17 protein-coding genes are annotated in these 23,187 nt (G+C 47.6%); 11 read left to right on the forward strand and 6 right to left on the reverse strand.

The genetic code is table 11. The features are described 5' to 3' along the window. The first annotated feature begins 244 nt into the window (after nt 1–244). The 7 genes from nqrA to fahA all read left to right on the forward strand — a co-directional run bounded on the left by nqrA (nt 245) and on the right by fahA (nt 8,336). Complete coding sequence (gene nqrA / locus PPO43_RS11640; protein ID WP_272617956.1) at nt 245–1,888, forward strand: NADH:ubiquinone reductase (Na(+)-transporting) subunit A; 1,644 nt, start codon at nt 245–247, stop codon at nt 1,886–1,888. Between the two features lie 52 nt (nt 1,889–1,940). Further along, nucleotides 1,941–3,242: an NADH:ubiquinone reductase (Na(+)-transporting) subunit B gene (locus tag PPO43_RS11645; protein ID WP_272617958.1), complete on the forward strand. Its 1,302-nt coding sequence runs from the start codon at nt 1,941–1,943 to the stop codon at nt 3,240–3,242. Next, nucleotides 3,232–4,041 (forward strand): NADH:ubiquinone reductase (Na(+)-transporting) subunit C, encoded by an 810-nt coding sequence (gene nqrC / locus PPO43_RS11650; protein WP_272617960.1) that lies wholly within the window; start codon nt 3,232–3,234, stop codon nt 4,039–4,041. Before PPO43_RS11645 ends, nqrC begins: the two co-directional genes overlap by 11 nt. A gap of 50 nt (nt 4,042–4,091) precedes the next feature. After that, a complete protein-coding gene (locus PPO43_RS11655; protein WP_272617962.1) occupies nt 4,092–4,757 on the forward strand; it encodes an NADH:ubiquinone reductase (Na(+)-transporting) subunit D in 666 nt (221 codons plus the stop codon). A 42-nt stretch (nt 4,758–4,799) separates the two neighbouring features. Continuing rightward, nucleotides 4,800–5,405 (forward strand): NADH:ubiquinone reductase (Na(+)-transporting) subunit E, encoded by a 606-nt coding sequence (gene nqrE, locus PPO43_RS11660; RefSeq protein WP_272617964.1) that lies wholly within the window; start codon nt 4,800–4,802, stop codon nt 5,403–5,405. Between the two features lie 40 nt (nt 5,406–5,445). Continuing rightward, nucleotides 5,446–6,774 carry an NADH:ubiquinone reductase (Na(+)-transporting) subunit F gene (gene nqrF, locus PPO43_RS11665; RefSeq protein WP_272617966.1) on the forward strand — a complete coding sequence of 443 codons (1,329 nt, stop codon included), beginning with the start codon at nt 5,446–5,448 and terminating at the stop codon, nt 6,772–6,774. Between the two features lie 287 nt (nt 6,775–7,061). Beyond that, nucleotides 7,062–8,336, forward strand: coding sequence for a fumarylacetoacetase (fahA, locus tag PPO43_RS11670; RefSeq protein ID WP_272617968.1), 1,275 nt, complete (start codon nt 7,062–7,064; stop codon nt 8,334–8,336). A gap of 101 nt (nt 8,337–8,437) precedes the next feature. On the opposite strand, the gene PPO43_RS11675 is transcribed toward fahA, so the two are convergent. From PPO43_RS11675 to PPO43_RS11695, 5 genes are all read right to left on the reverse strand, one after another. Next, entirely contained in the window at nt 8,438–9,082 is a 645-nt protein-coding gene (locus PPO43_RS11675; protein ID WP_272617971.1) for a hypothetical protein, read from the reverse strand. Nucleotides 9,083–9,175: 93 nt separating this feature from the next. Further along, nucleotides 9,176–10,375, reverse strand: a complete 1,200-nt coding sequence (locus PPO43_RS11680) for a class I SAM-dependent rRNA methyltransferase (RefSeq protein WP_442985457.1) — start codon at nt 10,373–10,375, stop codon at nt 9,176–9,178. 228 nt (nt 10,376–10,603) lie between these two features. Continuing rightward, the gene (locus PPO43_RS11685; RefSeq protein WP_272617974.1) at nt 10,604–11,257 is read right to left on the reverse strand and encodes an HD domain-containing protein; all 654 of its coding nucleotides are present in this window, start codon (nt 11,255–11,257) and stop codon (nt 10,604–10,606) included. A gap of 184 nt (nt 11,258–11,441) precedes the next feature. After that, nucleotides 11,442–12,683, reverse strand: a complete 1,242-nt coding sequence (locus PPO43_RS11690) for an SH3 domain-containing protein (RefSeq protein ID WP_272617976.1) — start codon at nt 12,681–12,683, stop codon at nt 11,442–11,444. A gap of 40 nt (nt 12,684–12,723) precedes the next feature. Next, nucleotides 12,724–13,668, reverse strand: a complete 945-nt coding sequence (locus PPO43_RS11695; RefSeq protein WP_272617978.1) for an SDR family oxidoreductase — start codon at nt 13,666–13,668, stop codon at nt 12,724–12,726. Between the two features lie 129 nt (nt 13,669–13,797). Here PPO43_RS11695 and PPO43_RS11700 point away from each other — a divergent pair, with 129 nt between their 5' ends. The 4 genes from PPO43_RS11700 (at nt 13,798) to PPO43_RS11715 (ending at nt 19,131) form a co-directional block, all read left to right on the forward strand. Beyond that, nucleotides 13,798–14,820 carry a FecCD family ABC transporter permease gene (locus PPO43_RS11700; RefSeq protein ID WP_272617980.1) on the forward strand — a complete coding sequence of 341 codons (1,023 nt, stop codon included), beginning with the start codon at nt 13,798–13,800 and terminating at the stop codon, nt 14,818–14,820. A 174-nt stretch (nt 14,821–14,994) separates the two neighbouring features. After that, nucleotides 14,995–15,798 (forward strand): ATP-binding cassette domain-containing protein, encoded by an 804-nt coding sequence (locus PPO43_RS11705; protein ID WP_272617982.1) that lies wholly within the window; start codon nt 14,995–14,997, stop codon nt 15,796–15,798. A gap of 5 nt (nt 15,799–15,803) precedes the next feature. Next, nucleotides 15,804–16,880 (forward strand): hemin-degrading factor, encoded by a 1,077-nt coding sequence (locus PPO43_RS11710; protein WP_272617984.1) that lies wholly within the window; start codon nt 15,804–15,806, stop codon nt 16,878–16,880. Nucleotides 16,881–17,064: 184 nt separating this feature from the next. Continuing rightward, nucleotides 17,065–19,131, forward strand: coding sequence for a TonB-dependent receptor plug domain-containing protein (locus PPO43_RS11715; RefSeq protein ID WP_272617986.1), 2,067 nt, complete (start codon nt 17,065–17,067; stop codon nt 19,129–19,131). Nucleotides 19,132–20,611: 1,480 nt separating this feature from the next. Here the strand turns inward: PPO43_RS11715 and PPO43_RS11720 are convergent. Then, complete coding sequence (locus PPO43_RS11720; RefSeq protein ID WP_272617988.1) at nt 20,612–22,852, reverse strand: Na+/H+ antiporter NhaC family protein; 2,241 nt, start codon at nt 22,850–22,852, stop codon at nt 20,612–20,614. Between the last annotated feature and the right edge of the window lie 335 nt (nt 22,853–23,187).

Genomic DNA, 23,187 nt, shown 5'->3' on the forward strand with positions numbered 1-23,187 from the left:
AAAAGTGGGGCTAAAGAATGCGATAGTAAATTATATATTTGCGCAAAGTCGGTCACTAATATGGAAAAACTGTGATTTCGGCTACAAAACTAAGGAATTTAAATTTTTTTGGACGCCTTAGATTTGGTAGTTTTGCGCAGCTTTAGGCGGAGAAAAGCCATGAACAAAGTTATGAAAGCTATATTTTAATATAAGGGCTTGATACACAATTTTTATTGGATTGAAATAAAATTTTGACAATTACATGACCTGGGGAATTATCATTGCGATAGTGTTGGTGTTATTCATCTTTACGCTATTGACGCTAGGAGAGGGGCTGTTGAAGGTAACGGCCAGCCAAGCTGGGGAAGACACCAGCGACTACTCCGTTTTGCCCACGAACCTGCAGAGTTTGTTAGGTTTGGGTAAAAAAAAGGGGGAGTATGTACCGGATGATGCGACAGTAAAGCGTTTCAGCCGTGGTTTTGATGTAAACTTGGCAGGAGGGCCTTCATTGGGCCAGGATGGCATTCGTGAAGTGCGATCGGCTACATATGCATTAAAGCCAAAAGATTTTGTGGGGATGTCGCCTATTCCTAAGGTGATGCCAGAGATTGGGGCTACTGTTAAGGCAGGGGAGCCCTTGTTTTACGATAAGGTACATCCTGAGATTATTTATGCTGCACCAGTGAGCGGAGAGTTCATTGAGTTGCGTCGTGGGGAGAAGCGTTCGATCAATGAGTTGGTTATTTTGGCTGACAAAGAGGGAATGCAATACCACAAGCATGAGGATGTTCCTAATTTGGATACGGCTAGTCGTGCCGACTTAGTTGATTTCTTGACGGCGAGTGGGGCATGGCCTTTCTTGCGTCAGCGTCCGTTTGATGTAGTTGCTGATCCTAGCATGACACCAAAATCTATTTTCATTTCTACATTTGATACGGCTCCTTGGGCTTCTGATGCTAATTTGTCTGTAGCAGGCAAAGAGGCTGCTTTCCGTAAAGGATTGGAGGCTTTGGCTATGCTTTCTGGTAGCAAGGTACATTTGGGGGTAAATGCTTTAGCTGCGGAGAAGCCGTCTGATGCTTTCTTGAAAGCTGATGAGGTAGAAGGTGTAGAGGTACATTATTTTCAGGGGCAACACCCTGCGGGTAATGTAGGGGTACACATTCATCATGTAGACCCAGTACTTCCGAATGGTCAAGTAGTATGGCATACAGATGTACATGGCGTACTTTTGATTGGTCAGTTATTGTTGGAAGGTATTTTTGATACGTCTAGAGTCATTGCTGTAGGTGGTGCTGAGTTGCCAGGTGAAGAGGGCTATTATGCTCGTGTACATCAGGGGGTAAACATTGCTGCTTTATTGGAAGGCATGGCAGATGATATGACTACAGAAAAAGCTTATGTACGTAATGCTGAGGGACAGAAAGAGGAGAAAATGGTAGAGGTGCGCAGCATCCGCATTGTATCTGGTGATCTTTTGTCTGGTAAGCAGGTGGAGCGAGATAGCTTTTTGGGTTTTTATGATGATCAGTTATCTGTAGTAAAAGAAGGTAATTATTATGAGTTGTTTGGTTGGTTAGTTCCTCAGACGGGGCACCCCACACGTTCACGGACATTTCCTGGTGGATTTTTCCCGGGCACTCATTATGTACCTGATACAAACACGAATGGAGAGAAGCGTGCCTTTGTGATGACAGGGGAGTATGAAAGCGTTTTGCCCATGAATATTTATCCTCAGCATGTAATGCGTGCCATTTTGGCCAAAGACTTTGAAAAAATGGAAGGTCTTGGTTTGTTAGAGCTTGGTGAGGAGGATATTGCTATTTGTGAGTATGTATGTACTTCTAAGCAACCTTTGCAAGCAATTTTGAGAGAAGGCCTAGATGAGCTTCGTGCTCAGTAGGGTTTGATTATAAAACGTTGGATTCAGCCACCTAAATAAGAACTAATTTGTTATGGCATTAATAGACTTCTGGAAACGGATTGAGCCTAGCAAGGAGAATCAGTTTCTTCATGCTACTTATGATGCCTTTTTTACCTTTATGTTCAAGCCAAACTTGACGACCAAGGGAAAAGGGGTGCACATTCGTGATGCTATGGATTTGAAGCGCACTATGTTTCATGTAGTGATTGCTTTACAACTCTGCCTATTGGTAGGAACTTTTAATATTGGCCATCAGCACTTTGTTGCTCTTGGTATTCATACAGGTTTTATTGAAGCTTTTCACCTCAAGCTTGTTTTTGGCTTGGTACAATTGCTTCCTATTGTTATTGTTGCTAATGTAGTAGGGCTTGGAATTGAGTTTTACTTTGCTGCCCGTAGAGGTCATGCTGTAGAAGAGGGCTTCTTGGTTTCGGGTATGCTTATTCCTTTAATCATGCCCCCAGATATTCCTTTGTGGATGTTGGCTTTGGCCGTAGCTTTTGCTGTGGTTATTGGTAAAGAAGCTTTTGGCGGAACAGGGATGAACGTATTGAACGTAGCGCTTTTGGCTCGTGTATTCATCTTCTTTGCATATCCTACAGAAATCTCAGGGGATGGCCCTTGGGTTGCTGCTTGGGCTTTAGCCGAAGATGGAGCTACTAAAGTAGCTGATTACTACTGGGCACACACTATGTTCAATCCTATTTTTGAGGCTGCTGGATGGAGTACCTTTGTGCAGGGAACACCCTTTGTAGCGGGCTATTCTGGAGCTACTCCTTTGGCCCTTGGTGCTGCACAAGGTTGGGCGCAGGTAGATGCTGCCACTGGCGAAGTAACTGGAGGTATTCTTTCTCAGTATTCTGCTTTGCAGATGTGGATGGGCGGAATTCCTGGTTGTATCGGTGAAACTTCTAAGCCTGCAATTATCTTTGGTGCTATCTTCTTGTTGATCACTAGAGTAGCTAGCTGGAGAGTGATGCTTTCTTTCGTTATTGGTACAGCACTCACTGGAATGATCTTCAATGCTTGGGATGCTACCGTATTTATGAATGTACCTTGGTATCAGCACTTTGGTATGGGCGGTTTGCTATTTGCCATGGCATTTATGGCAACTGACCCCGTTACTGCTGCTCAAACAAACCGTGGTAAAATTATCTATGGTTTCTTGATCGGTTTCTTCGGTATGGTCATCCGCGTGATGAACCCCGCTTATGCTGAAGGATGGATGCTTGCGATTCTACTCATGAACGTTTTTGCGCCATTGGTAGACCACTACGTACTAGAAGGAAATATTAGTAAACGATTGAAACGCGCGAAGGAATATGCAAAGTAATACTCAAATCTATTTGTATGTGCTCAAGCTAACTGGAGTTATTGCCATTGTGCTTTCGCTCTTGTTCAATAGTTTGAACCCTATGTTCTTGAAGAACAAAGAAACAGCTAAGAAAAAAGCAATTCTTAGTTGTATCCCAGGCCAAGATATGTCGGCTGATGTGCAGGCTGTTTTTGACCAAAAAGTGAAAATCTCTATTTTAGATGCTAAAGGAGAAATTCTCTTTGCTCAAGAGAAATCTGCTGCAGAATCTGAAGCAGAAATTAAAGCTGCTTTAGACAAACTCAATGAGCGTGGCCAAGGTGTAAAATATAGCAAACTTGCTGATATTGACTTGGCCTCAGAAGAGAAGTTCGCTCCTGAAAATCGCGTTTACCCCATTTATAAGTATGAGGGAGATGCAGGAAAAAGTTATCATGTACTTGCTGTTCGTGGAAACGGACTCTGGGATAAAATCTGGGGCTATGTAGCACTAGAATATGCCGACAAATGGCAAGTGGCAGGGGTAAACTTTGACCACAAAGGAGAAACTCCTGGTCTTGGTGCCGAAATTAAAGATAATGCTGATTTCAAAGCCCAATTTGAAAATAAGCAGATCTTTGACGAAGCAGGTAAATATGTGTCTGTACAAGTGCTAAAGAAAAATATCAAACATCCTGAATATCAAGTAAAGGCCATCTCTGGTGCAACGGTTACTTGTGACGGTGTGTCTGAAATGATGCAGCGCGGTATCGGCAATTACTTGCCCTATATCAAAGGCCTTAATGGTGCCGATAGTAAAGCAATCGGACAGCGCTAAAACGCTCCCCTAAATTGCATTTGATCTAATTCGTTTAAATTTTTAGCATTATGGCTCAGGATACACAAAATGTAGCCGAGGCGGAAAAGAAAGAGCCCGCCTTTGCCTTCGGTAAGCAGGAACGTCAGCTACTGACTGACCCTCTTAACGATAATAACCCTATTACCGTACAGGTATTAGGTATCTGCTCGGCCCTAGCGGTAACCTCTCAGGTTTATCCCTCGCTAATCATGGCTGTAGCCCTTATCTTTGTAACTTCTTTCTCTAACCTAATTATCTCGATGCTCCGCAATAGCATCCCTGGTTCAATCCGTATGATTGTCCAACTTCTCGTTATTGCAGGTCTCGTACAGGTAGTAGAGATTGTACTTGGTGCTTTTGCTTATAGCGCCTACGAAAGCTTGGCCGTATTTATCGGTCTAATTATCACCAACTGTATCGTAATGGGACGCCTCGAGGCCTTCGCTATGGCCAACAAACCTTGGCGCTCTTTCCTCGATGGTCTCGGTAACGGTATCGGTTATGGTGTAGTGCTTGTCGCTATGGCTATCGTACGCGAACTTTTTGGAAAAGGAAGTTTTATGGGCTGGAAAATTATGCCCGAAGCTTATATCGCCAACAACTTGATGGTGCTACCCGCAGCTTCTCTTTTCATTATCGGCATCTTTATTTGGATTCAGCGTAGCTTGAACCCCAAACTTGTCGATGTATCTTAGATCTGAACCTCTTTTTCCAAACGCTAATAATATTCAACTATCATGGATGCGTTGAACGTATTTATCAAAGCGGCCTTTATCGATAACATGATCCTAGCCTACTTCCTAGGAATGTGCTCTTATCTAGCCGTATCGAAAACTGTAAAAACAGCCTTCGGTCTTGGCCTCGCCGTTATCTTTGTACTCGGTATTACCGTGCCTATCAACTGGCTACTCAATACATATATTCTCCAAGATGGAGCTATCGTAGAAGGTGTAAGCCTCGTATTCCTACGCTTGATCCTCTTTATCGCTGTTATCGCCTCTATGGTACAGCTCGTAGAAATGATCATCGAAAAGGTCTCCCCATCACTCTACAACTCGCTGGGGATCTTCCTGCCACTCATTACCGTAAACTGTTCTATCCTCGGTGGATCACTCTTTATGGTGTCTAGAGAATATGAGTTTGGTACTTCTGTATCTTTTGGCCTCGGTGCTGGTGTTGGGTTCTTTCTCGCTATCGTAGCTATTGCCGCTATCCGCGAAAAACTCAAAACAGCTGCTATCCCACCCGCTCTCCGCGGTCTAGGAATGGCCTTTATCCTTACTGGCCTAATGGGCCTTGCCTTTATGAGCCTCATGGGTATTGATCCCGCGGCTTTTAACTAATCAAAGCGATTTTCGTCTGAATTAAAAAATAGCTGACCTCATGGAAATTATTATTCCTATCATACTGGCAGTCGTTGTCTTTTCGGTACTCATCCTTTTTATGTCTGCCGGATTGATCTCTGCCCGTAAAAAACTTCTCCCTCAAGGAGATGTCAAGATTAAGGTAAATGGCGAGAAAACGTTTGAGGCTAAACCCGGCGGAACTCTCCTCGGTGTCCTCTCTAGCCAAAGTGTTTTCCTCCCCTCTGCCTGTGGTGGTGGTGGTACTTGTGCCATGTGCCGCTGTCAAGTAGATGCTGGCGGTGGAGATATTCTCCCTACCGAACTTAACCACATCTCTCGTAAAGATGCCCAAGATAACTGGCGCTTGGCTTGCCAAGTAAAAGTACGCGGCGATATGGAAATCCGTGTCCCCGAAGAAATCTTCGGTATCCAAAAATGGGAGTGTACTGTTGTTTCTAACTATAACGTAGCCTCTTTTATTAAAGAGTTTGTGGTACGCCTCCCCGAAGGCGAAGAGATGAACTTCGATCCAGGTGGATATATCCAAATCGATGTACCCAAAATTACTGTGGATTACAAAGATATGGATATCGAAGCGCATCCCGAACACCATGGCGATGACCCCAATAAGTTCCAAGAAGAATGGGATACTTACAAACTTTGGGACCTCAAAATGGTGAACGATGAACCGCAGTTCCGAGCCTACTCTATGGCTAACCACCCCGCAGAAGGGAATATCGTAATGCTTAATATCCGTATCGCTACGCCGCCTTTCAAGTTTAAGCAAGTAGACGGCAAACGCGTATGGGACGGTTACCAAGATATTAACCCCGGTGTCTGCTCTTCTTATATCTTTAACCAGAAACCTGGTGATAAGGTAGTCGTTTCAGGCCCCTACGGTGAATTCCATATCAAACCTACCAAAAAGGAAATGGTCTACATCGGTGGTGGTGCCGGTATGGCGCCCCTGCGCTCTCACCTCTTCCACCTCTTCCACACCCTCAAGACGACAGACCGTAAGGTGTCTTTCTGGTATGGTGGACGTACCCGCCGCGAATTGTTCTACATCGAGCAGTTCCGCGAAATCGAAAAGCAGTTTCCTAACTTCCGCTTCTATGTGGCCCTCGATAACCCCTTGCCCGAAGATAACTGGCAAGTCAAAGAAAATATCGATGCCGAAGGGGATGGCTTTAGAGGATTTATTATGCCCGTTTGCTACGAGCAATACCTCAAAAATCACCCAGAACCAGAAGAAATTGAGTACTATTTCTGCGGCCCTCCCATGATGAACAAATCTGTGGTAGATACCCTAGATAGCCTAGGTGTGCCCGAAGAAAATATCTCTTTTGACGACTTTGGTGGCTAATTTTAGCCCTTTCCATAAAAGCCTCTGTTCTTTACAGGGGCTTTTTTATTTTTTTGGGGCCTCCCGCAGCAAGCTGCGGGCGCTACGTTTCGGGGCTCGCTAATCGCTCGGCCCTGCGCGGGCTAAGCCCGCTGGGTCTGGCCCTTTGGGCCACCCCTCCACATCGCTAGGCCAATTAACCGCCCAGCCTGCCCAAATTTTGGATAAAATTAAGTTTTGAAGCCTTGTGGCTTCCCCTTTTTTTTATAGCTTAGACCCTATTCAACAAACTCATTTAAAAATATTATATGGCTTCTATTATAGCAGCAGAGCTAAAAAGCTGGTTGCCCGTCAAGCAAAACAGCGATTTCCCTATCCAAAACCTCCCTTTTGGTATCTTCAAAACAGAACAGTCTGAAGCCCGTATGGCTACAATTATCGGAGATACCGTAATTGACCTACAACAATTAGCCAAATTGGGCCTTTTTGACGATATGGAGCTCGATAAAGCTGTCTTTAGCCAGCGCTATATCAATGATTTTATGGCTCTCGGAAAAGCCAAAACCTCGGCCTTCCGCCTCCGCCTTGCAGAAATCTTTGCTCAAGATAATCAAGCAATGGCCCAACATGCCGAACTCCGCGCCCGAGCCCTCTTTTCTCTCGATAAAGTAGAACTGCTTCTGCCCGTCAAAGTAGGCGATTATACCGATTTCTACTCTTCTATTGAACACGCTACTAACGTAGGAACGATGTTCCGCGATCCCAATAATGCCCTACTCCCCAACTGGAAACATCTGCCTGTAGGCTACCATGGCCGCGCTTCTTCTATTGTGGTTTCAGGCACAGCTATTCACCGCCCCAAAGGCCAACAAAAACCCGATGAAGGAAATCCCGTTTTTGGCCCCTGTAAATTGCTCGATTTTGAGCTGGAAATGGCTTTTGTCATCGGTAAAGAAAATCCCTTGGGTAAGAGTGTAAACACAGCCCAAGCCGAAGATTATATCTTTGGCCTCCTCCTCTTTAATGACTGGTCCGCCCGCGATATCCAAAAATGGGAGTATGTGCCCCTAGGCCCCTTCTTGGCCAAAAGTTTTGCTTCTACTGTTTCTCCTTGGGTGGTTACCCTAGACGCCTTTGAAGATATGCGCGTAGAAGGACCAGAACAAGATCCAGAAGTACTCCCTTACCTCCAATATGAAGGCAAGAAAAACTACAATATTGAACTAGAAGTTAGCCTCAAAACAGCAAGCGGAGCAGAGAAAACAATCTGCCAATCTAACTTTAAATACATGTACTGGAATATGGCCCAGCAATTGGCCCATCATACCGTAAATGGCTGTAATGTACAAGTTGGCGACCTCTGCGCCTCTGGAACAATCTCAGGCAAGGAGCCCTCCAGTTACGGCTCTATGCTAGAGTTAAGCTGGAGAGGTACCCGCCCTATCGATATGCCCGACGGTAGCCAACGCAAGTTCCTCCAAGATGGCGATGAACTAAGCCTTTCTGGCTATGGCTACAATGCCGCAGGTATTCGCATAGGTTTTGGCCCCTGTACAGGCAAAATTTTACCCGCTTTAGATTAAGCAATTGAACCAAAATGTAAGAGCGCACTCTCTAGAGAGTGCGCTCTTTTTTTGCCCTCTAGAGCTGCGCATTTTGCTACAACACGCTAGAGACCAAAATATTAAAATAAACGGACCACAGTAAACATCATCCCAAGGGTATTATTGGCGTTTCCAACATCATAATTTGCCGCATCGAAGTTGCCATGCATATAACGGGCTTCTACGCCTAACTGCATTTTTTCAGTTTGCCAGCGATGGCCAAAAGAAATGATTGGACGATAGCCATTGGGAAGAAACTTTCTACCTTTTTCTACCTCAAACCAGTTCCTAATATTGAGAAATAGAAAATTTTTGGCGCTCTTCTCTCTATTGAGATATTCCCAATACAAATTGAGGTCCGCTTCGGGTTGTATGGCTGTAAGCACTGAATAATGGGAGCTAAAGTGACCACTAATCCGAGGAGAAATGCTACAACCTGGCCGCCAAGCTTTGGGGTGCCAAAGACCATATAAAAAACCAAGATCAGCCATAAAAACGCCAGTAAAAATACTGCTGAAGTTAATGCCAGAATAAAAAGTTGTGCTTTTACTCAACCCATGGGCCAGCTGTATATTGATAATAGGAGCAGTGGGACTAGTACTCAATAAGGATACATCCGCCCCAAAAGCAGTTTGCTTTTTTTCTAAAGGACGAATGACTCGACTAGAGGTACAAGAGGTCAAGAGAAAAAGACCAAAAAGGGAAAGCAGAATAGGGAACTTCATAGGGGGAAAGTTAAATTGTTTTAGGCTCTGAAGGTAAAAAAAAAAGCTAATAGATCGAATCTATTAGCTTTTCAAGTTCAGCACATTGCCGCTTTATTCTACATGCAAAAGCAAGCCCTTAAGGTAACTCCCTTCCGGATGAAACATGCTTACTGGATGATCCGCAGGCTGGCTCAAACGACGCAATACCCGCACCTGTCGACCCGCCTCAATGGCCGCAGAGGTAATCGTGTTGTAAAACAACTGCTCATCTACCACCTGAGAACAAGAGAAGGTGAACAATAAACCACCCGGAGCCACCTTCTTGAACCCTTCAATGTTGAGACGCTTATACCCCTGTACCGCCTTATGGCGCTTTTTGAGGCTTTTAGCATAGGCCGGAGGGTCAAGGACCATCACCTCATATTTTTCTTCCGATTGTTGCAAAAACTTGAGCACATCTTGAGTATAAGCCCGATGAGCTTCTCCCTCTAGACCGTTAATTTCCACATTTTTATTGAGCAAATCAATCGCTTTAGCCGAAACATCCACAGAATCTACCCGCTTCGCACCCGCTTTTAACGCATAGATAGAGAAGCCTCCCGAATAACAAAAGGCATTCAATACCGTTTTGCCCTTGGCATAATGCCCCAAAAGCGCCCGGTTTTCTCTCTGGTCCAAGAAAAAGCCCGTTTTTTGACCCGTAATCCAGTTTACCTCGAACTTATGGCCATTTTCCAATACTTCAGCTAAGCCCGTTTCCGCCTCGCCATAAAGTAAGCCATCTTCCAATTCTTGCGCATAGAGCGCAGGCAAACTCGCCTTACTTTTATCATAAACAGCCTGAAGTTTATCCCCCAAACAACGCTTGAGCGCCTCCACAATTTCATTGCGGCAACGGTGCATCCCAATAGAATGCGCCTGAAAAACAGCCGTACCCGCATAAAAATCAATAATCAAACCCGGCAAACCATCGCCCTCTCCATGCACCAAGCGAAAACAATTGGTGTTGGGGTCTTGGTCCAAACCCTCAATTTGTCGAACTTTCCAAGCCCGAGCAAATTTTTGCGCCCAAAAATCAGCATCAGGAGCCAAAGGCTCATAGCTAAATACCCGCACCGCAATACTGCCATGATGATAGTGCCCAATAGCCAAAAACTCTCCATTGCTGCGGTGTAGGCTTACAATATCACCATCTTCTACCTCTCCCTCAATGCGCTTGATGGCCCCAGAAAATAACCAAGGGTGCTTGCGCAAAATAGCGCTCTCTTTCCCCGGCTTGATAAATACTTTTGGATAATATAATTTGTTCATCAGTTGTTTGTTGCTGATCTGTTTCAAAGATTATTTTTTTGGGGCTGCCCCTCGCTTCGCTCAGGTCGGGCTGTGTCAGGGCTCGCTATTCGCTCGGCCCTGCGGCGGCTTTGCCGCCTTGGTCTGGCCTGCGGCCCCCCTTTTCCATCCCTCAGCCAAAAGAAAGGCGGCAAAGCCGCCCAGCACCTTGGCCTAAAGGCAAAGGCCCAAAAATAGGCTTTTTAACGGCTATTGGCTAATCTCTCGATCTATATTTTCTCTGGCCACTTGCTCATATTTCTCTCTAAAGGCCGCTGAGTAGTAAATTTGAGGTCGATCCAAAAAACTTTTCATGGCTTTTCGCCTCCCTTGCTTATAAAATAAGAAGTTGTACCAATTGACGTATTCCTTTTGTATGGCCTGAGCGTATTCTTCATAAATGAGCCAATTTTGGCCCAAAATGGCCAAGTCAAAATCTAGAAATAAACGACAATCTGGCTCATCGAGCAAAGGCGCATGCTTTTCTGTACTCAAAATATACTGTTCGAGCTGTTTGCATTTTTCGGCCCCCAAGGACTTGCGCAGCTGCTGCCGAGCAAATTGGGCCGATAAGCGCTCATTGTCTTTAGACTTGGGATTATATTCTACATCATGAAAAAAGATCGCCATTTGGACCAAGGCTTTCTCTTGCAGCTGCTCTTCCCATTCATCGGCTAGCTGCAGCAGATTGTATAAATGAGAAAGATTGTGATAATGCCGATTCCAATCCGCATGGGCTGCATAAATGAGGTCCCAAATTTCTTGGGCCAAGTTGGGGCGGATCTGATAAGCCGTACAGGCTTCTTCCCATTTCTCAAGTAAATAGGCCGTTTGGCTTTCTTCTAAATATGGACTAATAATCATAATGGATGGTTTAGCGGCAGTTGAGGGCGGCCAAGCCGCCCCTGGCCAAAGGCCAGAACGGCTGAGGGATGGGCAGCAGTGGCCCAAAGGGCCAGACCCAGCGGGCTTAGCCCGCGCAGGGCCGAGCGATTAGCGAGCTGCGAGACAGCCCGACCCGACCGAAGGGAGGGGCAGCCCCAGATTATTATTCATAGACTTTGGCCTGTGCAGCTCTAATTCGGTCATTATAAATATAATTTTCTTGGGCCAAAACCTCTACATAGGGACGCATTTTTAGGATGAGGCTGGCCTCGCCCATTTGCTCCAGTAAATTGGTATAGGCCAACTGAAAATCATCTTGTAGGCGCTTAGGTTGGCCAGCAAAAGCGGGGCGGTTGGGGCTGCCTTTTAGCAAGGCATTTAAATAAAGGCCTTTTTGTTCCTCAATCCAGTCTTTGAGCTCATAATCAGGCAAACGCAACAAAAATTTATCCCAGCTAATGAGACGGGCAGCCAACTCGGTAATGGGCCGAATGATTTCGCCATCTTTGAGCACGGGTTCCTCAATGTCTTGGGCGTAGAGATCCAAGAAAATGCGTCCATTTGCTGGGGCCATGCGATAGACCCGTCGCTGAAATTTGTCAATATTAGGCACTAAAAGCAGTTCGCCTTTGGGGCCAAGGGCAAAGGCCAGATAAAGCTGGTCCAATTCTCTGAGGCTAGCATTTTGTTGCATATCAACAGAGCCGTAGCGTTTTAGCTCGCTCAAATACGCTTGGAATTTGCTGGCGGGCAAGCGATCTAGCCAATGGCTATGCAGCTTTTGCTGAAAGCTAATGAGTTTGGCCAGCGCCCAATCCGAAACACTGGCTTTTCGGTTGGGAAACATGCCCTCATAGTATTGGGTGGCTTCTTCTAGGGCACCCTTATTTTGGATGGAGATTTTATCAATCAATTGACCAAAACGCTTCATTTGGGCTTGGTCCATGGGACTAAATTCTTCCTTTTGTACAAGTGGAATCGGTGTCTCACTTTCCTTAATGCTTTGAAAGCGCAAACTCTCTCGCTCGCTTAAAAACTTGATGCAGCCGCCATAAACCCAGCCTTCGTTGCCATTATTACTACGCACCTTATACCAGTGCTCATAGCGTTTTTCGCCCCCCATTTCCACCAAAGTAGTAAAGGTAGTGCTGTCATTTAGATACTCTACCACGCTTTCTAGGGCCAAGCGCTCTAGTACGGCCCCTTCCAAATCAGGGGTAGAGCGTAGTCGCAAATGCGGAATGCTAACGGCAACAAATTGAGGCGGCTTATTGGCTTTACTATTTTTGGCTTTTAAGCGATGGTCAGGCCCTTTGGGCTGTGCTTTTTCAGGAACAGACTCTGTACAAGCCTGAAATAAGAAAAGGATAAGGCTACTAAGCAGAATATGATGAAAGGGTCGCATAGGGAATAGACTTCGTTTAGGGGCGTGAACAGTAGATAATTTAACGCTTGGCGGCAATCTCTTCTAGCTGAGCCGCCAAACTCAAGGGCTGATAATTGAGGTATTGGGCTGCATAAAGACTTTGCATACTCAAATCCTCTGGCCGTGGCGGCTGAATATCGGCCAAACTAGCCGCCAAAATATTATGCGTATCAAGGCCAAAGCAATGGGCCATTTTTTGGGCCAACTCCAAGCGAGATAAGCGCTCTGGACCAGGCAAATGCCAAATTCTAGGCAGCTCTTCCTCTGCATTATAATAAATTAAGGCCAAAAGCTGCTGCAAATAACGCGCAGCTTCATATGCAGATAAAGGACTGCGATACTCATCCGCAAAGGCCGCTAATTGTTTCCCCTCATTTTGAGCCATTTGTGCCAACCACTGCCCAAAAAAATGTTTGCTGTAATCCGGCCCAATCCCTAATAACAAGGGTAACCGACATATATAAGCATTGGGGTAATCTGCCAATAAAGCCTCTTCTACCGCCAATTTCTGACTGCCATACTGCAAGAGCGGATAAGCAAAACTCTCCTCATCATAAGGAGCCGAATGCCCATTGAAAACCATATCCGAAGAGACAAACAAAAAGGGAATCCCCTTGGCCTTGGCATAATCCGCCAAAGTTAAACTCGCATAAACATTCACATGATAGGAGAGGGCCGGATGCTCCTCGCAAAAACTAGTGTTGGCAATAGCCGCCGCATGAATAATGGCATCAGGGGCCAAACGATCCAATAACTCCCGCACTTCCTGATCACGCAATAAATTGATGCGCTCCCAAGACCAAGGGGCCCCCTCAAATTGCTGCCGATAATATAAACCTACAGCCGCTGTACCCAATTGCCAAGTCTGCGCAAAATGCCAACCCAAAAAGCCAGAAGCTCCCGTTAAAATAATTTTTTTCACAATCCAATTCGTTCGGTGAATCGCTAATCTAAGGAATCTCAAACTACCTTCATATTTAGGAGCCCAAATCTTTTGAAGCCGCTTAATTGAAATAAGTCTAAATAAGTTTTGCGGTCTTAGAAATACACCCTATTATTGCACTATTAGTAATTGATCTAAATAAGAATAGCGATGAATCTGGCAAAAGAAGACTATCAATGGCTGTTGCTAGGTGGACTACTTTCGGTCCTCTTGCTCCTGTTTTCAGCTACTTTTGGTGCCTACCCGCTTTCTTATGCCGATTTATGGGCTCTGCTTTCTGGCCAGACCCAAGCTGGAGCCAGCTATTTCCTCTTTTGGCAAATTCGCCTGCCTCGCTTGCTGATGGCTTATGCCGTAGGGGCCGCACTGGGCCTTTCTGGGGCCGGGGTACAAGGCCTTTTCCAAAACCCTTTGGCCGAACCGAGCCTAATTGGGGTGCAAGGCGGAAGTATGCTGGCCGCTGCCATTTATTTGGTCCTCATCGGCCCACTTTTAGGTAGCTATTCGCTTTGGGGCTTGCCCATTTTTGCCTTTTTGGGAGCCATTTTGGCCTGCCTAGCGGTCTACCGTATGAGTACGTTAAATGGCCGAACTTATACGGCGAGTATGCTGCTCGCAGGAGTAGCTATTACCGCCCTTTGTGGCGCCTTTACGGGCCTTCTCACTTATTTTTCCGATGAGGCCCAACTCCGAGATTTTACGTTTTGGAGCCTAGGCAGCCTAGCCGGCAGTAGCTGGTCCAATCTCCTGATTTTACTGATTTGCCTAGCCCCAGCTATACTCATTTTGTTGCCTATGGGCCCCGCCCTCAACGCCCTTTTATTGGGCGAAACGGAGGCGCAATATATGGGCTGGAATAGCCAAACGATTAAATGGAAGGTCTTATTTGCCGCTAGCTTAGCCGTGGGCGCTTCGGTGGCGCTTTCGGGTAGCATCGGCTTTATTGGCCTTTTGGCCCCTCACCTTATCCGCCTTTGGCGCGGAAGCAATCAACGCTTTTTGTTGCCTGCTTCGGCTATTGTGGGCGGTGGCCTGCTTTTACTAGCCGATACCTTTGCCCGCTGTCTCTTGGCCCCCCAAGAATTACCATTAGGGGTATTGACGACCCTTTTGGGCGCCCCGCTTTTCTTTTATCTGGTCCTTCAAGCCAGAGGAAGACATCAGCTGGTATAGGCTTATTTGTTTTTGGGGCCTCCCACCTGCGGCGGGCGCTACGTTTCGGGGCTCGCTGCTCGCTCGGCCCTGCGCCAGCTTTGCTGGCTTGGTCTGGCCTTCGGCCACCCCTGCACATCGCTAGGCCTGCGGCCCCTTCGGGGCCTGTAGGAGGCAGAAATAAATTGAATAATTATGCTTTTAGATGTAGATGCAGCCTTGTATTGGGGCCAAAAGCCCTTGCTCGAAGATTTGCGCTTTTCGCTCTCTGCTGGAGAGTTCTTGGTGGTTCTGGGACCCAACGGCGTCGGAAAGTCTTCTCTTTTGCAATGGTTGGCGGGACAAAAACCGCCTGCCCTCAACGTTAAGGGCAAGGCCCAACTCAAAGGGCAAGATTTGGCCCAATACAGTCTGCCCGAAATGGCCCAGTTTAGAGCGGTCATGTCGCAAAGTCTGCATCTGCCTTTCCCCTTAAAGGTCCAAGAGTTTATGAGCCTAGGCCACGCCCAACAAAAGGAGGCCCTCACTGATGAACGAGCGCTGGATTTACTGGCCCAATTGGGCCTGCAAGGCTATGAAGACCGCCTCTGGCAACAGCTTTCGGGCGGAGAGCGACAGCGCCTGCAATTGGCCCGATTGCTCTGGCAATTGGAGGAGGCGATTGAGCAAAAAGAAGCGCTGCTTTTATTAGATGAGCCACTGGCCGCCCTCGATATTGCTCACCAACAACAATTGATGCAGCTAGTGGCTCAACTCTGCCGAGAAAAGCAATTAGGGGCTTTGGCCATTTTGCACGATATCAATATTGCCGCCCAATATGCCGACCGCCTACTGCTTTTGGCCCCAGGCCAACAATGGGCTCTAGGGCGGCCCGAAGAGGTCCTCACGCAAGAGGCCCTTAAAGCTATGTATCAAGTAGAAACATTTATAGAAGAACATCCAATACATCATTGTCCACAGGTCATCTTTAGCGGCTGGTTAAAGGGCCAAACTATATAATTATTATGGAGAATCAACTGAATACGAGTCAGGAATTGGCCCAAGCTTATGCGGCCCTCAAAGCAGAAACCCCTCATTTGCGCATCCGCCAAGCCGCCGAGAAATTGGGCGTGGCCGAGCTGTCTTTACTAGAATTGGAGTTGGGCGACCGCTGTATTCGCCTAGAGAATAAACCCCAAGAGATTTTGGCTAGCCTAGCGCCTTTGGGCCGCCTTATGGCCCTTACTCGCAACCCTTATGTGGTGCATGAGCGCAAAGGCATTTATGAAAATGTCTCTTTTATGGGCCCAACTCAACAAGTGGGGCTGGTGGTGAATCCCGATATCGATTTGCGCCTCTTTTTGTCTAGCTGGACCTATATCTATGCCGTGGGCATTCCCAAAGGGAAAGAGGTTTTGCATGGCTTGCAGTTTTTCGATCATAGAGGCGAGGCCGTTCACAAGGTTTATTGCACAAAAGATAGCAATATGGAGGCTTATCAGCAGCTGTTGGAGAAATTCCGAGCCGAAGATCAAGCCCCTATGGCCCCCTTGGCTTATCCCGCTTGGGAAGCCCCCGAAGCTTCTAAAGCTGATGTAGATGTAGCTGCCTTTCAGCAAGATTGGTTGAATTTGCAGGATACGCACGATTTCTTTGGGATGCTTAAACGCCATGGCTTGGCCCGCCAAGATGCCTTGCGCTTGGCCCCAGAAGGCCATGCCCGCCAAATGGAAAAAGCAGCCGTTACCGAAATGCTTGAAAAAGCTTCGGAGACGGGCCAACCCATTATGGTTTTTGTCGGCAATAAAGGCTGTATCCAAATTCATACAGGTCCAGTAAAACGCATTTTGGAGCGAGGAACTTGGATCAATGTGATGGATCCCGATTTTAACCTGCACCTAGATTTGGCTGGCGTAGCCGAGGCTTGGTGGGTCCGCAAACCTTCTGCAGATGGTATCGTCTCTAGTCTAGAGCTTTTTGATGAGCAAGGAGAACTAATCGCTTATTTCTTTGGCGCACGCAAACCGGGTATTCCCGAACGAGAAGATTGGCGCGCTTTGCTCAATACTTTGCCCTGCTTGACCAGTCCCGAATCGGTTTAAGTAACTTCATTTTCTGCGTTCTACAGGCCCCGAAGGGGCCGCAGGCTGAGCTGCCCAGCGGGTGGCCGAAGGCCAGACCGAGTTTTGAGCGTAGCAAAAAACGAAGGGCCGAGCGAACAGCGAGCCCAGAGGGGAGCGACCCGCCCGCTAGGGCGGGGCAGCCCCAAAAAAGAAAAAAGTAAATATGAACTACCTAAGGATTAGCAGTATTTTCTCACTTTTGCTATGGAGATGTAGTTTGCAGCTGCTTAGCGCCCAAACTCCACCTACTGCCGATAGCTTGTTGTTAGAGGAGCAACAGGAAGAAGCCGTTATTGTGAGTGGAGAGTTTTTGCCCATTGGGCAGGCGAAGGCGATTGAGCCGCTGCAACTGATCTCTATGGAGGAAATCAGAAGGCGAGCAGCCTTAGTACTCGATGAGCTTTTGCAACAACAACTCAATATTCGGATCCAGCAGGATGGGGTTTTGGGTTCTCAAATAGAGATGCAGGGTTTATCGGGCCGTTATATCAATGTATTAGTAGATGGGGTCCCTTTGGTGGGCCGACAAGATGGGCAGCTCGATTTGGGGCGTATGGGCCTAGAAAACCTCAAGCAGGTCGAGATCGTCGAGGGGCCAATGTCGGTCCTTTATGGCAGTAATGCCTTGGGCGGCACGATTCAGTTGGTGACCCAAGATTTTATCAAAGAAGGCTGGCAGGCTGGAGGGCACCTATTGGGCGAAAGCAAGGGCCGCTATCAGGGGTCTGCCTATTTGGGAGGACGCTATAAGTCTATTTCGGGCCGCATCAATTACCGTTATTTGGATTGGGCGGGCTATGGTTTTGATAGCCTGCGCTCTCAGGCCTTCAACCCCAAAACGCAGCATGATGTACAGGCCTTTTTGCGTTGGGATGCCAAAAAGCTGGGGCAGTTTCGCTATCGCATTGGGGGCTTATTAGAGGAGATCAATCAGTTGGGAGATGTTCGTTTGGGCAATTTTCCCAGCCTCTCTTATGCCAACGATTATACGTTTACTACCCGCAGTTTGGACCAACAATTATCTTGGAAGAAGGTGATTGATGAACGCTACCATTTGCAGGCTTTTTTGGCCAATAATCTGTATGAACGCCAAAAGGATGCTTATCGCCAACCCCTGGGGGAAAATCCCGAAGCCTTGCGGCACGATAGCCTAGATTCTGATACTTCGGCCTTTTCCGCTTGGCATTTTCGAGCAGTGATGGCCACCGAATTTCGAGAAGTTTGGGACTTTCAAGCGGGCTTAGATTTTCGCCAAGAGGCTGCTTTGGGCCAACGCCTCAAAGAGGATAGCGAGCAGGGCGATTATGCGGCTTTTGGGGTGGTTCGATATCAGCCCACGGCCAAGCTACGCCTGCAATTGGGCCTTAGAGGGAGCTATCATACCGATTATCAGGCGCCATTGACCTATAGTTTGCAGGGGCGTTGGCAATGGCATCCTTACTGGACGCTTCGGGGCTCTTATGCTTCGGGTTTTCGGGCGCCCTCGCTCAAAGAGCGCTATATGGATTTTGTAGATGCCAACCATTTTATTCAGGGAAATGCCGATCTCAAGGCGGAGCGCTCTCAGCATCTGCGTCTCAATCTAGATTACCGCAAAGGGCCTTGGCAAACGGGCCTCAATTTGTTCTACAATTATATTGAGGACCAAATTACGCTACAAGATTTTGTGGTCGACAGCACGGGCAGTTATCAACCTGCCCCCAATGCGAGCAATCAGTATAGCTATTTTAATCTGGATCGCTACGAAAGTTTAGGCGCCGATTATCGCTTGTCTTACCAAAAGGGCGGTTGGCGCGTCCAATTGGGCGCCATTTATACGGGCCGATACAATAGCCTTAGCCAAGAGTCGGAGGCGGTGCCCCGCTACAATTATACCCTAGAATTTAGCCAGCAGTTGTCTTATCATTGGGCCAAAACGGGCTGGAGCTGCTCCATTTTTCGCCGAGATTATGATAAATTATTGCGCTATGCCGAGACCTACAATCCCATCACTCAAGAAAATGAGGTTTATGAATATAGCTTAGGCGCCTATTCTTTAATGGACCTGACTGTGCAAAAGCGCTTTAAAAAGAGTTGGACCCTAGGGGCGGGCATTCGCAATTTGCTCAATGTGCAAACCGTAACGGGAGGCGATAGCGGCTCTGCGCATTCGGGAGATAGCGGTAGCATGGCGATTAGCCCTGGCCGTCAGTTCTTCCTGCAGTTGCGCTATAATTATCGCTCAACTTAATAAAGAAGATGTATTCGATTTTTGTGTTTTGTTAGCCTGCAGCAATGCAGGCTTTTTTTTGGGGCTGCTCTTCTCTTCTCGGGGGGGCGGCCTTTGCTTGTTTATGGGCGATAGTTTATGGATGTTTTGGGGCCTCCGCTGCGGCTTCGCCTTGCGGCGCTACGCTTCAGGGCTCGCAGGTCTGCTCGGCCCTGCGGCCTGACGGCCTTGGTCTGCGGCTTCGCCGCCCCCTTTCGCATCGCTAGGCCGCTCATCTTTTCGCCTTGCTTTAAATGCCTGTTTTCAGCCGTTTTGCAGTTGGCTATTTGCCCAAATCAATTTTTCTGGACCAATTGCCGCCCTGCAAATAGCTTGAAGAAGTTTCTTTGCACTGATTTGTTTGCTCAGGATAGGGCTGGCGTTGCGCCGGAGGCATCTGCATTGATACATTTAGCTCTGGCGTTGCGCCAGAGGCATCTGCATTGATACATTTAGCTCTGGCGTTGCGCCAGAGGCATCTGCATTGATACATTTAGCTCTGGCGTTGCGCCACAGCCGTCTGCATCATTACATTTAGCTGTGGCGTTGCGCCACAGCCGTCTGCATCATTACATTTAGCTCTGGCGTTGCGCCACAGCCGTCTGCATCGTTACATTTAGCTCTGGCGTTGCGCCACAGCCGTCTGCATCATTACATTTAGCTGTGGCGTTGCGCCACAGCCGTCTGCATCATTACATTTAACTGTGGCGTTGCGCCACAGCCGTCTGCATCATTACATTTAGCTGTGGCGTTGCGCCACAGCCATCTGCATCATTACATTTAGCTGTGGCGTTGCGCCACAGCCATCTGCATCGTTACATTTAGCTGTGGCGTTGCGCCACAGCCATCTGCATCGATACATTTAACTAGGGGGAATCCCCCAAGGCATCTGCATCAATACATTTAGCTAGGGGAAGCTGTTTAAGGCCCTATCTTTTTTTTCTGGGCTGCCCCTACGACAGTTTAGCTAGGGAGGCTTAAAACCAAAATATAGAAAACTCTTGTATTTAATCGCTTGTCATATTACCCTAGGGGCTTGCCCCTAGGGTAATCCAATGGAGTCAGCCCTAAAGGGCCTCAAAGGTAGATATACAGGGCCTTTCTAAGTAGTTATTGCAGAGAAGCTCCTTATCCAAAGGCCCTCTTTAGAGGGCTGTCTGAAAAGTTAGCCTAGGGGCTTGTCCCTAGGCGTAGGAAAGGGCGCACACAAAATTTTAAATAATCCCGGAATTTTCTGTATTGGTCCTTTGGTGCAAAATTTCTATCATATAGTCCTGTGGGTTTCAACCCACAGTATTGGCCTAGCGATGCGAAAGGGGGCGGCGAAGCCGCAGACCAAGGCCGTCAGGCCGCAGGGCCGAGCAGACCTGCGAGCCCTGAAGCGTAGCGCCGCAAGGCAAAGCCGCAGCGGAGGCCCCAAAAAAAGGCCCTCAACACAAAAGTGAAGAGGGCCAGAGGAATATTATTGTTCTGTTTCTATGGGGGGCTGTTCAGAGGGGGTATCCTCTGCTTGGGGATTCTTTTTGACTGATCGGCCAAAGAAGATGACGACTAAGAGCAAGACCGCCAAGCCTGCGGGGAAGCAGACCGTAAAGGGCAGGGCAAAGGCTGTGCTAGCGTAGCCGCAGGCCAAACTCACGCCACCGACGGTCAGGGCGTAGGGGAGTTGTGTGCGCACATGATCGATATGGCGGCAATTTGAAGCTAGAGAGCTAAGAATAGTGGTATCGGAAATAGGGGAACAGTGATCGCCGAGGACCGAGGCCGAGAGGACGATAGCAATATTATTATAAAGCAGGGCCCAGGTGGTATCCATGGGGAGCCCATTGGCGCGGCAGAGTTCCCAAGTCATGGGAATGGCGATAGGGTAGAGGATCGCCATAGTACTCCAGCTAGATCCAGTAGAAAAGGCAATTAGAGCAGAAAGGACAAAAATGACCACGGGAAGGAAATAGGGGCTGAGGTTTCCTTCTAGGCTAGAGGTCAGGAATTCGGCGGTGCCGAGTTCTTCCGTAGTGAGGGCGAGGGACCAGGCAAAGACCAGAATGAGGAGAGCGGGCACCATCGTTTTAAAGCCGGCGACCATTAGTTCTAGGCCTTCTCCTAATTTGAGAATCCCTTGGATCATCGAGAGGAAAATAGCGACAATAATGGCAGAAAGTGAGGCCCAGAGGAGGGCAGAATAAGAGTCGGAGCTACCGATAAGGATGCCTAATTTGCGTAAGTCAGAAATGGCTAGGGCTTCAGTTTTTGCGGCGGCGAGGCCTTGGCTGAGGTCGGCTTCTAGGTAGCCGAGTTCTTGCCAGATCAGTTCCCAGCTATTGCTTTCTAGAGTAAGGCCTTTATCGATCAGGCTTTGGTAGCAGCTATTCATGCCTGTATCGATCAGGCCGAGCAGGGTGCCGAGGACCACCACGAGGATGGGGAGGAGTCCGTTAATCCAGCGGAGGGGGGCGCCAGGTTTGGGGTCTAATTCTTCTAGTTCGCTGCTATCGCCTTCATTGCCAGAGACGGCAAAGACTTGTCCTTGGTGGCGGGCGCGGCGTTCGGCTTTAAGCATAGGGCCGAAGTCGCGGCCGAAAATCACGATAATAGGGATGAAAAGGAGGGTAAAGAAAGAGTAGTAAGAATATTGGAGCGAAGAGAGGAAGACCGAATAGGCAGAGGGGACTTGGCCGATTCCTTCTAGGCTAGGGAGTGCATCTTCGATATAGCCGAGTTCGGCGCCGATCCAGGTGGTAATAAAGGCGATAGCGGCGATAGGGGCGGCTGTACTATCTACGATATAGGCGAGTTTTTCTCTAGAGATCTTGTATTTATCGCTAAGGGGGCGGATGGTATTACCGACAATTAGGCTATTGGCATAATCGTCGAAGAAGATAGCGATGCCGAGGAACCAGGCGACGAGTTGGGTACTTTTGGGTCCGCGGGCGAGGGGGGCTAATTGTTTGACGATTCCGGCCATACCGCCATTTCGGGAGATCAGGGCCACTACACCGCCGATCATCATAGAGAAAAGGATGACCGAGAGGTGGCCGCTATCGGAAAGGGCTTTAATAATATAGGTATCGAGGACGCTGAAGAAGCTCTTAACGATCAGGTAGGGTTCTAGGGGCATACCGCTGACGATCCAGGCGCCAGAAAAGATGCCGAGGAAAAGGGCTAGGACCACTTGTTTAAAGAGCAGGGCGATTAGGATGGCTACGAGGGGGGGGAGAATAGACCACCAGAGGGGGATAGGTTTCACGCGGATGCTTCCGTCGGTACGTTTTCGGAGGTGGACGAGTTCATGCGTCTTTTGTCGGCCTGATTGGCTAGAGAGTTGATAAAGCTTTCCGTTGAGGTCAGGTTGAATAAGTGTTCGGCTTTTTCCATTTTTAAACAAAAGTAATTGCTCTTGTCCATTGATAGAAATTTTGCCTAAAAAGGGCTTTTGGTTGACAACGGAAAAGAGCAGAAAGCTCTCTTCGTTTTCTTGGATACATTCGTAGCGGAAGCTAGCTAGGTCTAGGGTATCGTATTGGGGGAGGGTATCCCGTTTTACGTCAATTTGGGCAAGGCTATCGGCTAGTTGTTGGATATGGGCTTGGGCGATGGAGTCTTGTCGGCTACTATCTAGGGCGCTAGGAGAGCTATTGGGAGCTTGGGCCAGCAGGCCAGAGCTAAAGAATAAGGAAAGAAGGGTCCAAAAAAAAGTTTTCATTAACTAGCAAGTTATAGAGCTCCTTAGAGAGGAGCTCATTGGGCATAAAAAAAGGCTAGGGGTGGCCTGCCTGCATGTTGCCCAAATGATTGATTGCAAAATCGCTTTATTGGGCGCTTAAAATAATGGATTTTAAAAAAAATTAAAGGGAAATGATCAACAAACTTCTGGAAAAGGGATGAACTCTTTGTTGAGTTTGCGCTTTTTGGGGGCGCCAAAAGTTAATCGAGATAGGAAAAATAAGTAGAGTAGCTGAACCCAATAGGGCATTTTGCCGTAATGAATGAAAAAAGTGAAAACGGACTTTGCTAATAAAAAATTAAAGATAGGTTATT

Source organism: Saprospira sp. CCB-QB6, from assembly GCF_028464065.1.
In the GTDB taxonomy this organism is placed as follows: Bacteria; Bacteroidota; Bacteroidia; order Chitinophagales; family Saprospiraceae; genus Saprospira.

Excerpts from the sequence above, each read along its gene's own strand:
- nqrA (WP_272617956.1), top strand. The coding sequence starts at position 245 with ATGACCTGGGGAATTATCATTGCGATAGTGTTGGTGTTATTCATCTTT.
- PPO43_RS11645 (WP_272617958.1), top strand. The coding sequence starts at position 1,941 with ATGGCATTAATAGACTTCTGGAAACGGATTGAGCCTAGCAAGGAGAAT.
- nqrC (WP_272617960.1), top strand. The coding sequence starts at position 3,232 with ATGCAAAGTAATACTCAAATCTATTTGTATGTGCTCAAGCTAACTGGA.
- PPO43_RS11655 (WP_272617962.1), top strand. The coding sequence starts at position 4,092 with ATGGCTCAGGATACACAAAATGTAGCCGAGGCGGAAAAGAAAGAGCCC.
- nqrE (WP_272617964.1), top strand. The coding sequence starts at position 4,800 with ATGGATGCGTTGAACGTATTTATCAAAGCGGCCTTTATCGATAACATG.
- nqrF (WP_272617966.1), top strand. The coding sequence starts at position 5,446 with ATGGAAATTATTATTCCTATCATACTGGCAGTCGTTGTCTTTTCGGTA.
- fahA (WP_272617968.1), top strand. The coding sequence starts at position 7,062 with ATGGCTTCTATTATAGCAGCAGAGCTAAAAAGCTGGTTGCCCGTCAAG.
- PPO43_RS11675 (WP_272617971.1), bottom strand. The coding sequence starts at position 9,082 with ATGAAGTTCCCTATTCTGCTTTCCCTTTTTGGTCTTTTTCTCTTGACC.
- PPO43_RS11680 (WP_442985457.1), bottom strand. The coding sequence starts at position 10,375 with ATGAACAAATTATATTATCCAAAAGTATTTATCAAGCCGGGGAAAGAG.
- PPO43_RS11685 (WP_272617974.1), bottom strand. The coding sequence starts at position 11,257 with ATGATTATTAGTCCATATTTAGAAGAAAGCCAAACGGCCTATTTACTT.
- PPO43_RS11690 (WP_272617976.1), bottom strand. The coding sequence starts at position 12,683 with ATGCGACCCTTTCATCATATTCTGCTTAGTAGCCTTATCCTTTTCTTA.
- PPO43_RS11700 (WP_272617980.1), top strand. The coding sequence starts at position 13,798 with ATGAATCTGGCAAAAGAAGACTATCAATGGCTGTTGCTAGGTGGACTA.
- PPO43_RS11705 (WP_272617982.1), top strand. The coding sequence starts at position 14,995 with ATGCTTTTAGATGTAGATGCAGCCTTGTATTGGGGCCAAAAGCCCTTG.
- PPO43_RS11710 (WP_272617984.1), top strand. The coding sequence starts at position 15,804 with ATGGAGAATCAACTGAATACGAGTCAGGAATTGGCCCAAGCTTATGCG.
- PPO43_RS11715 (WP_272617986.1), top strand. The coding sequence starts at position 17,065 with ATGAACTACCTAAGGATTAGCAGTATTTTCTCACTTTTGCTATGGAGA.
- PPO43_RS11720 (WP_272617988.1), bottom strand. The coding sequence starts at position 22,852 with ATGAAAACTTTTTTTTGGACCCTTCTTTCCTTATTCTTTAGCTCTGGC.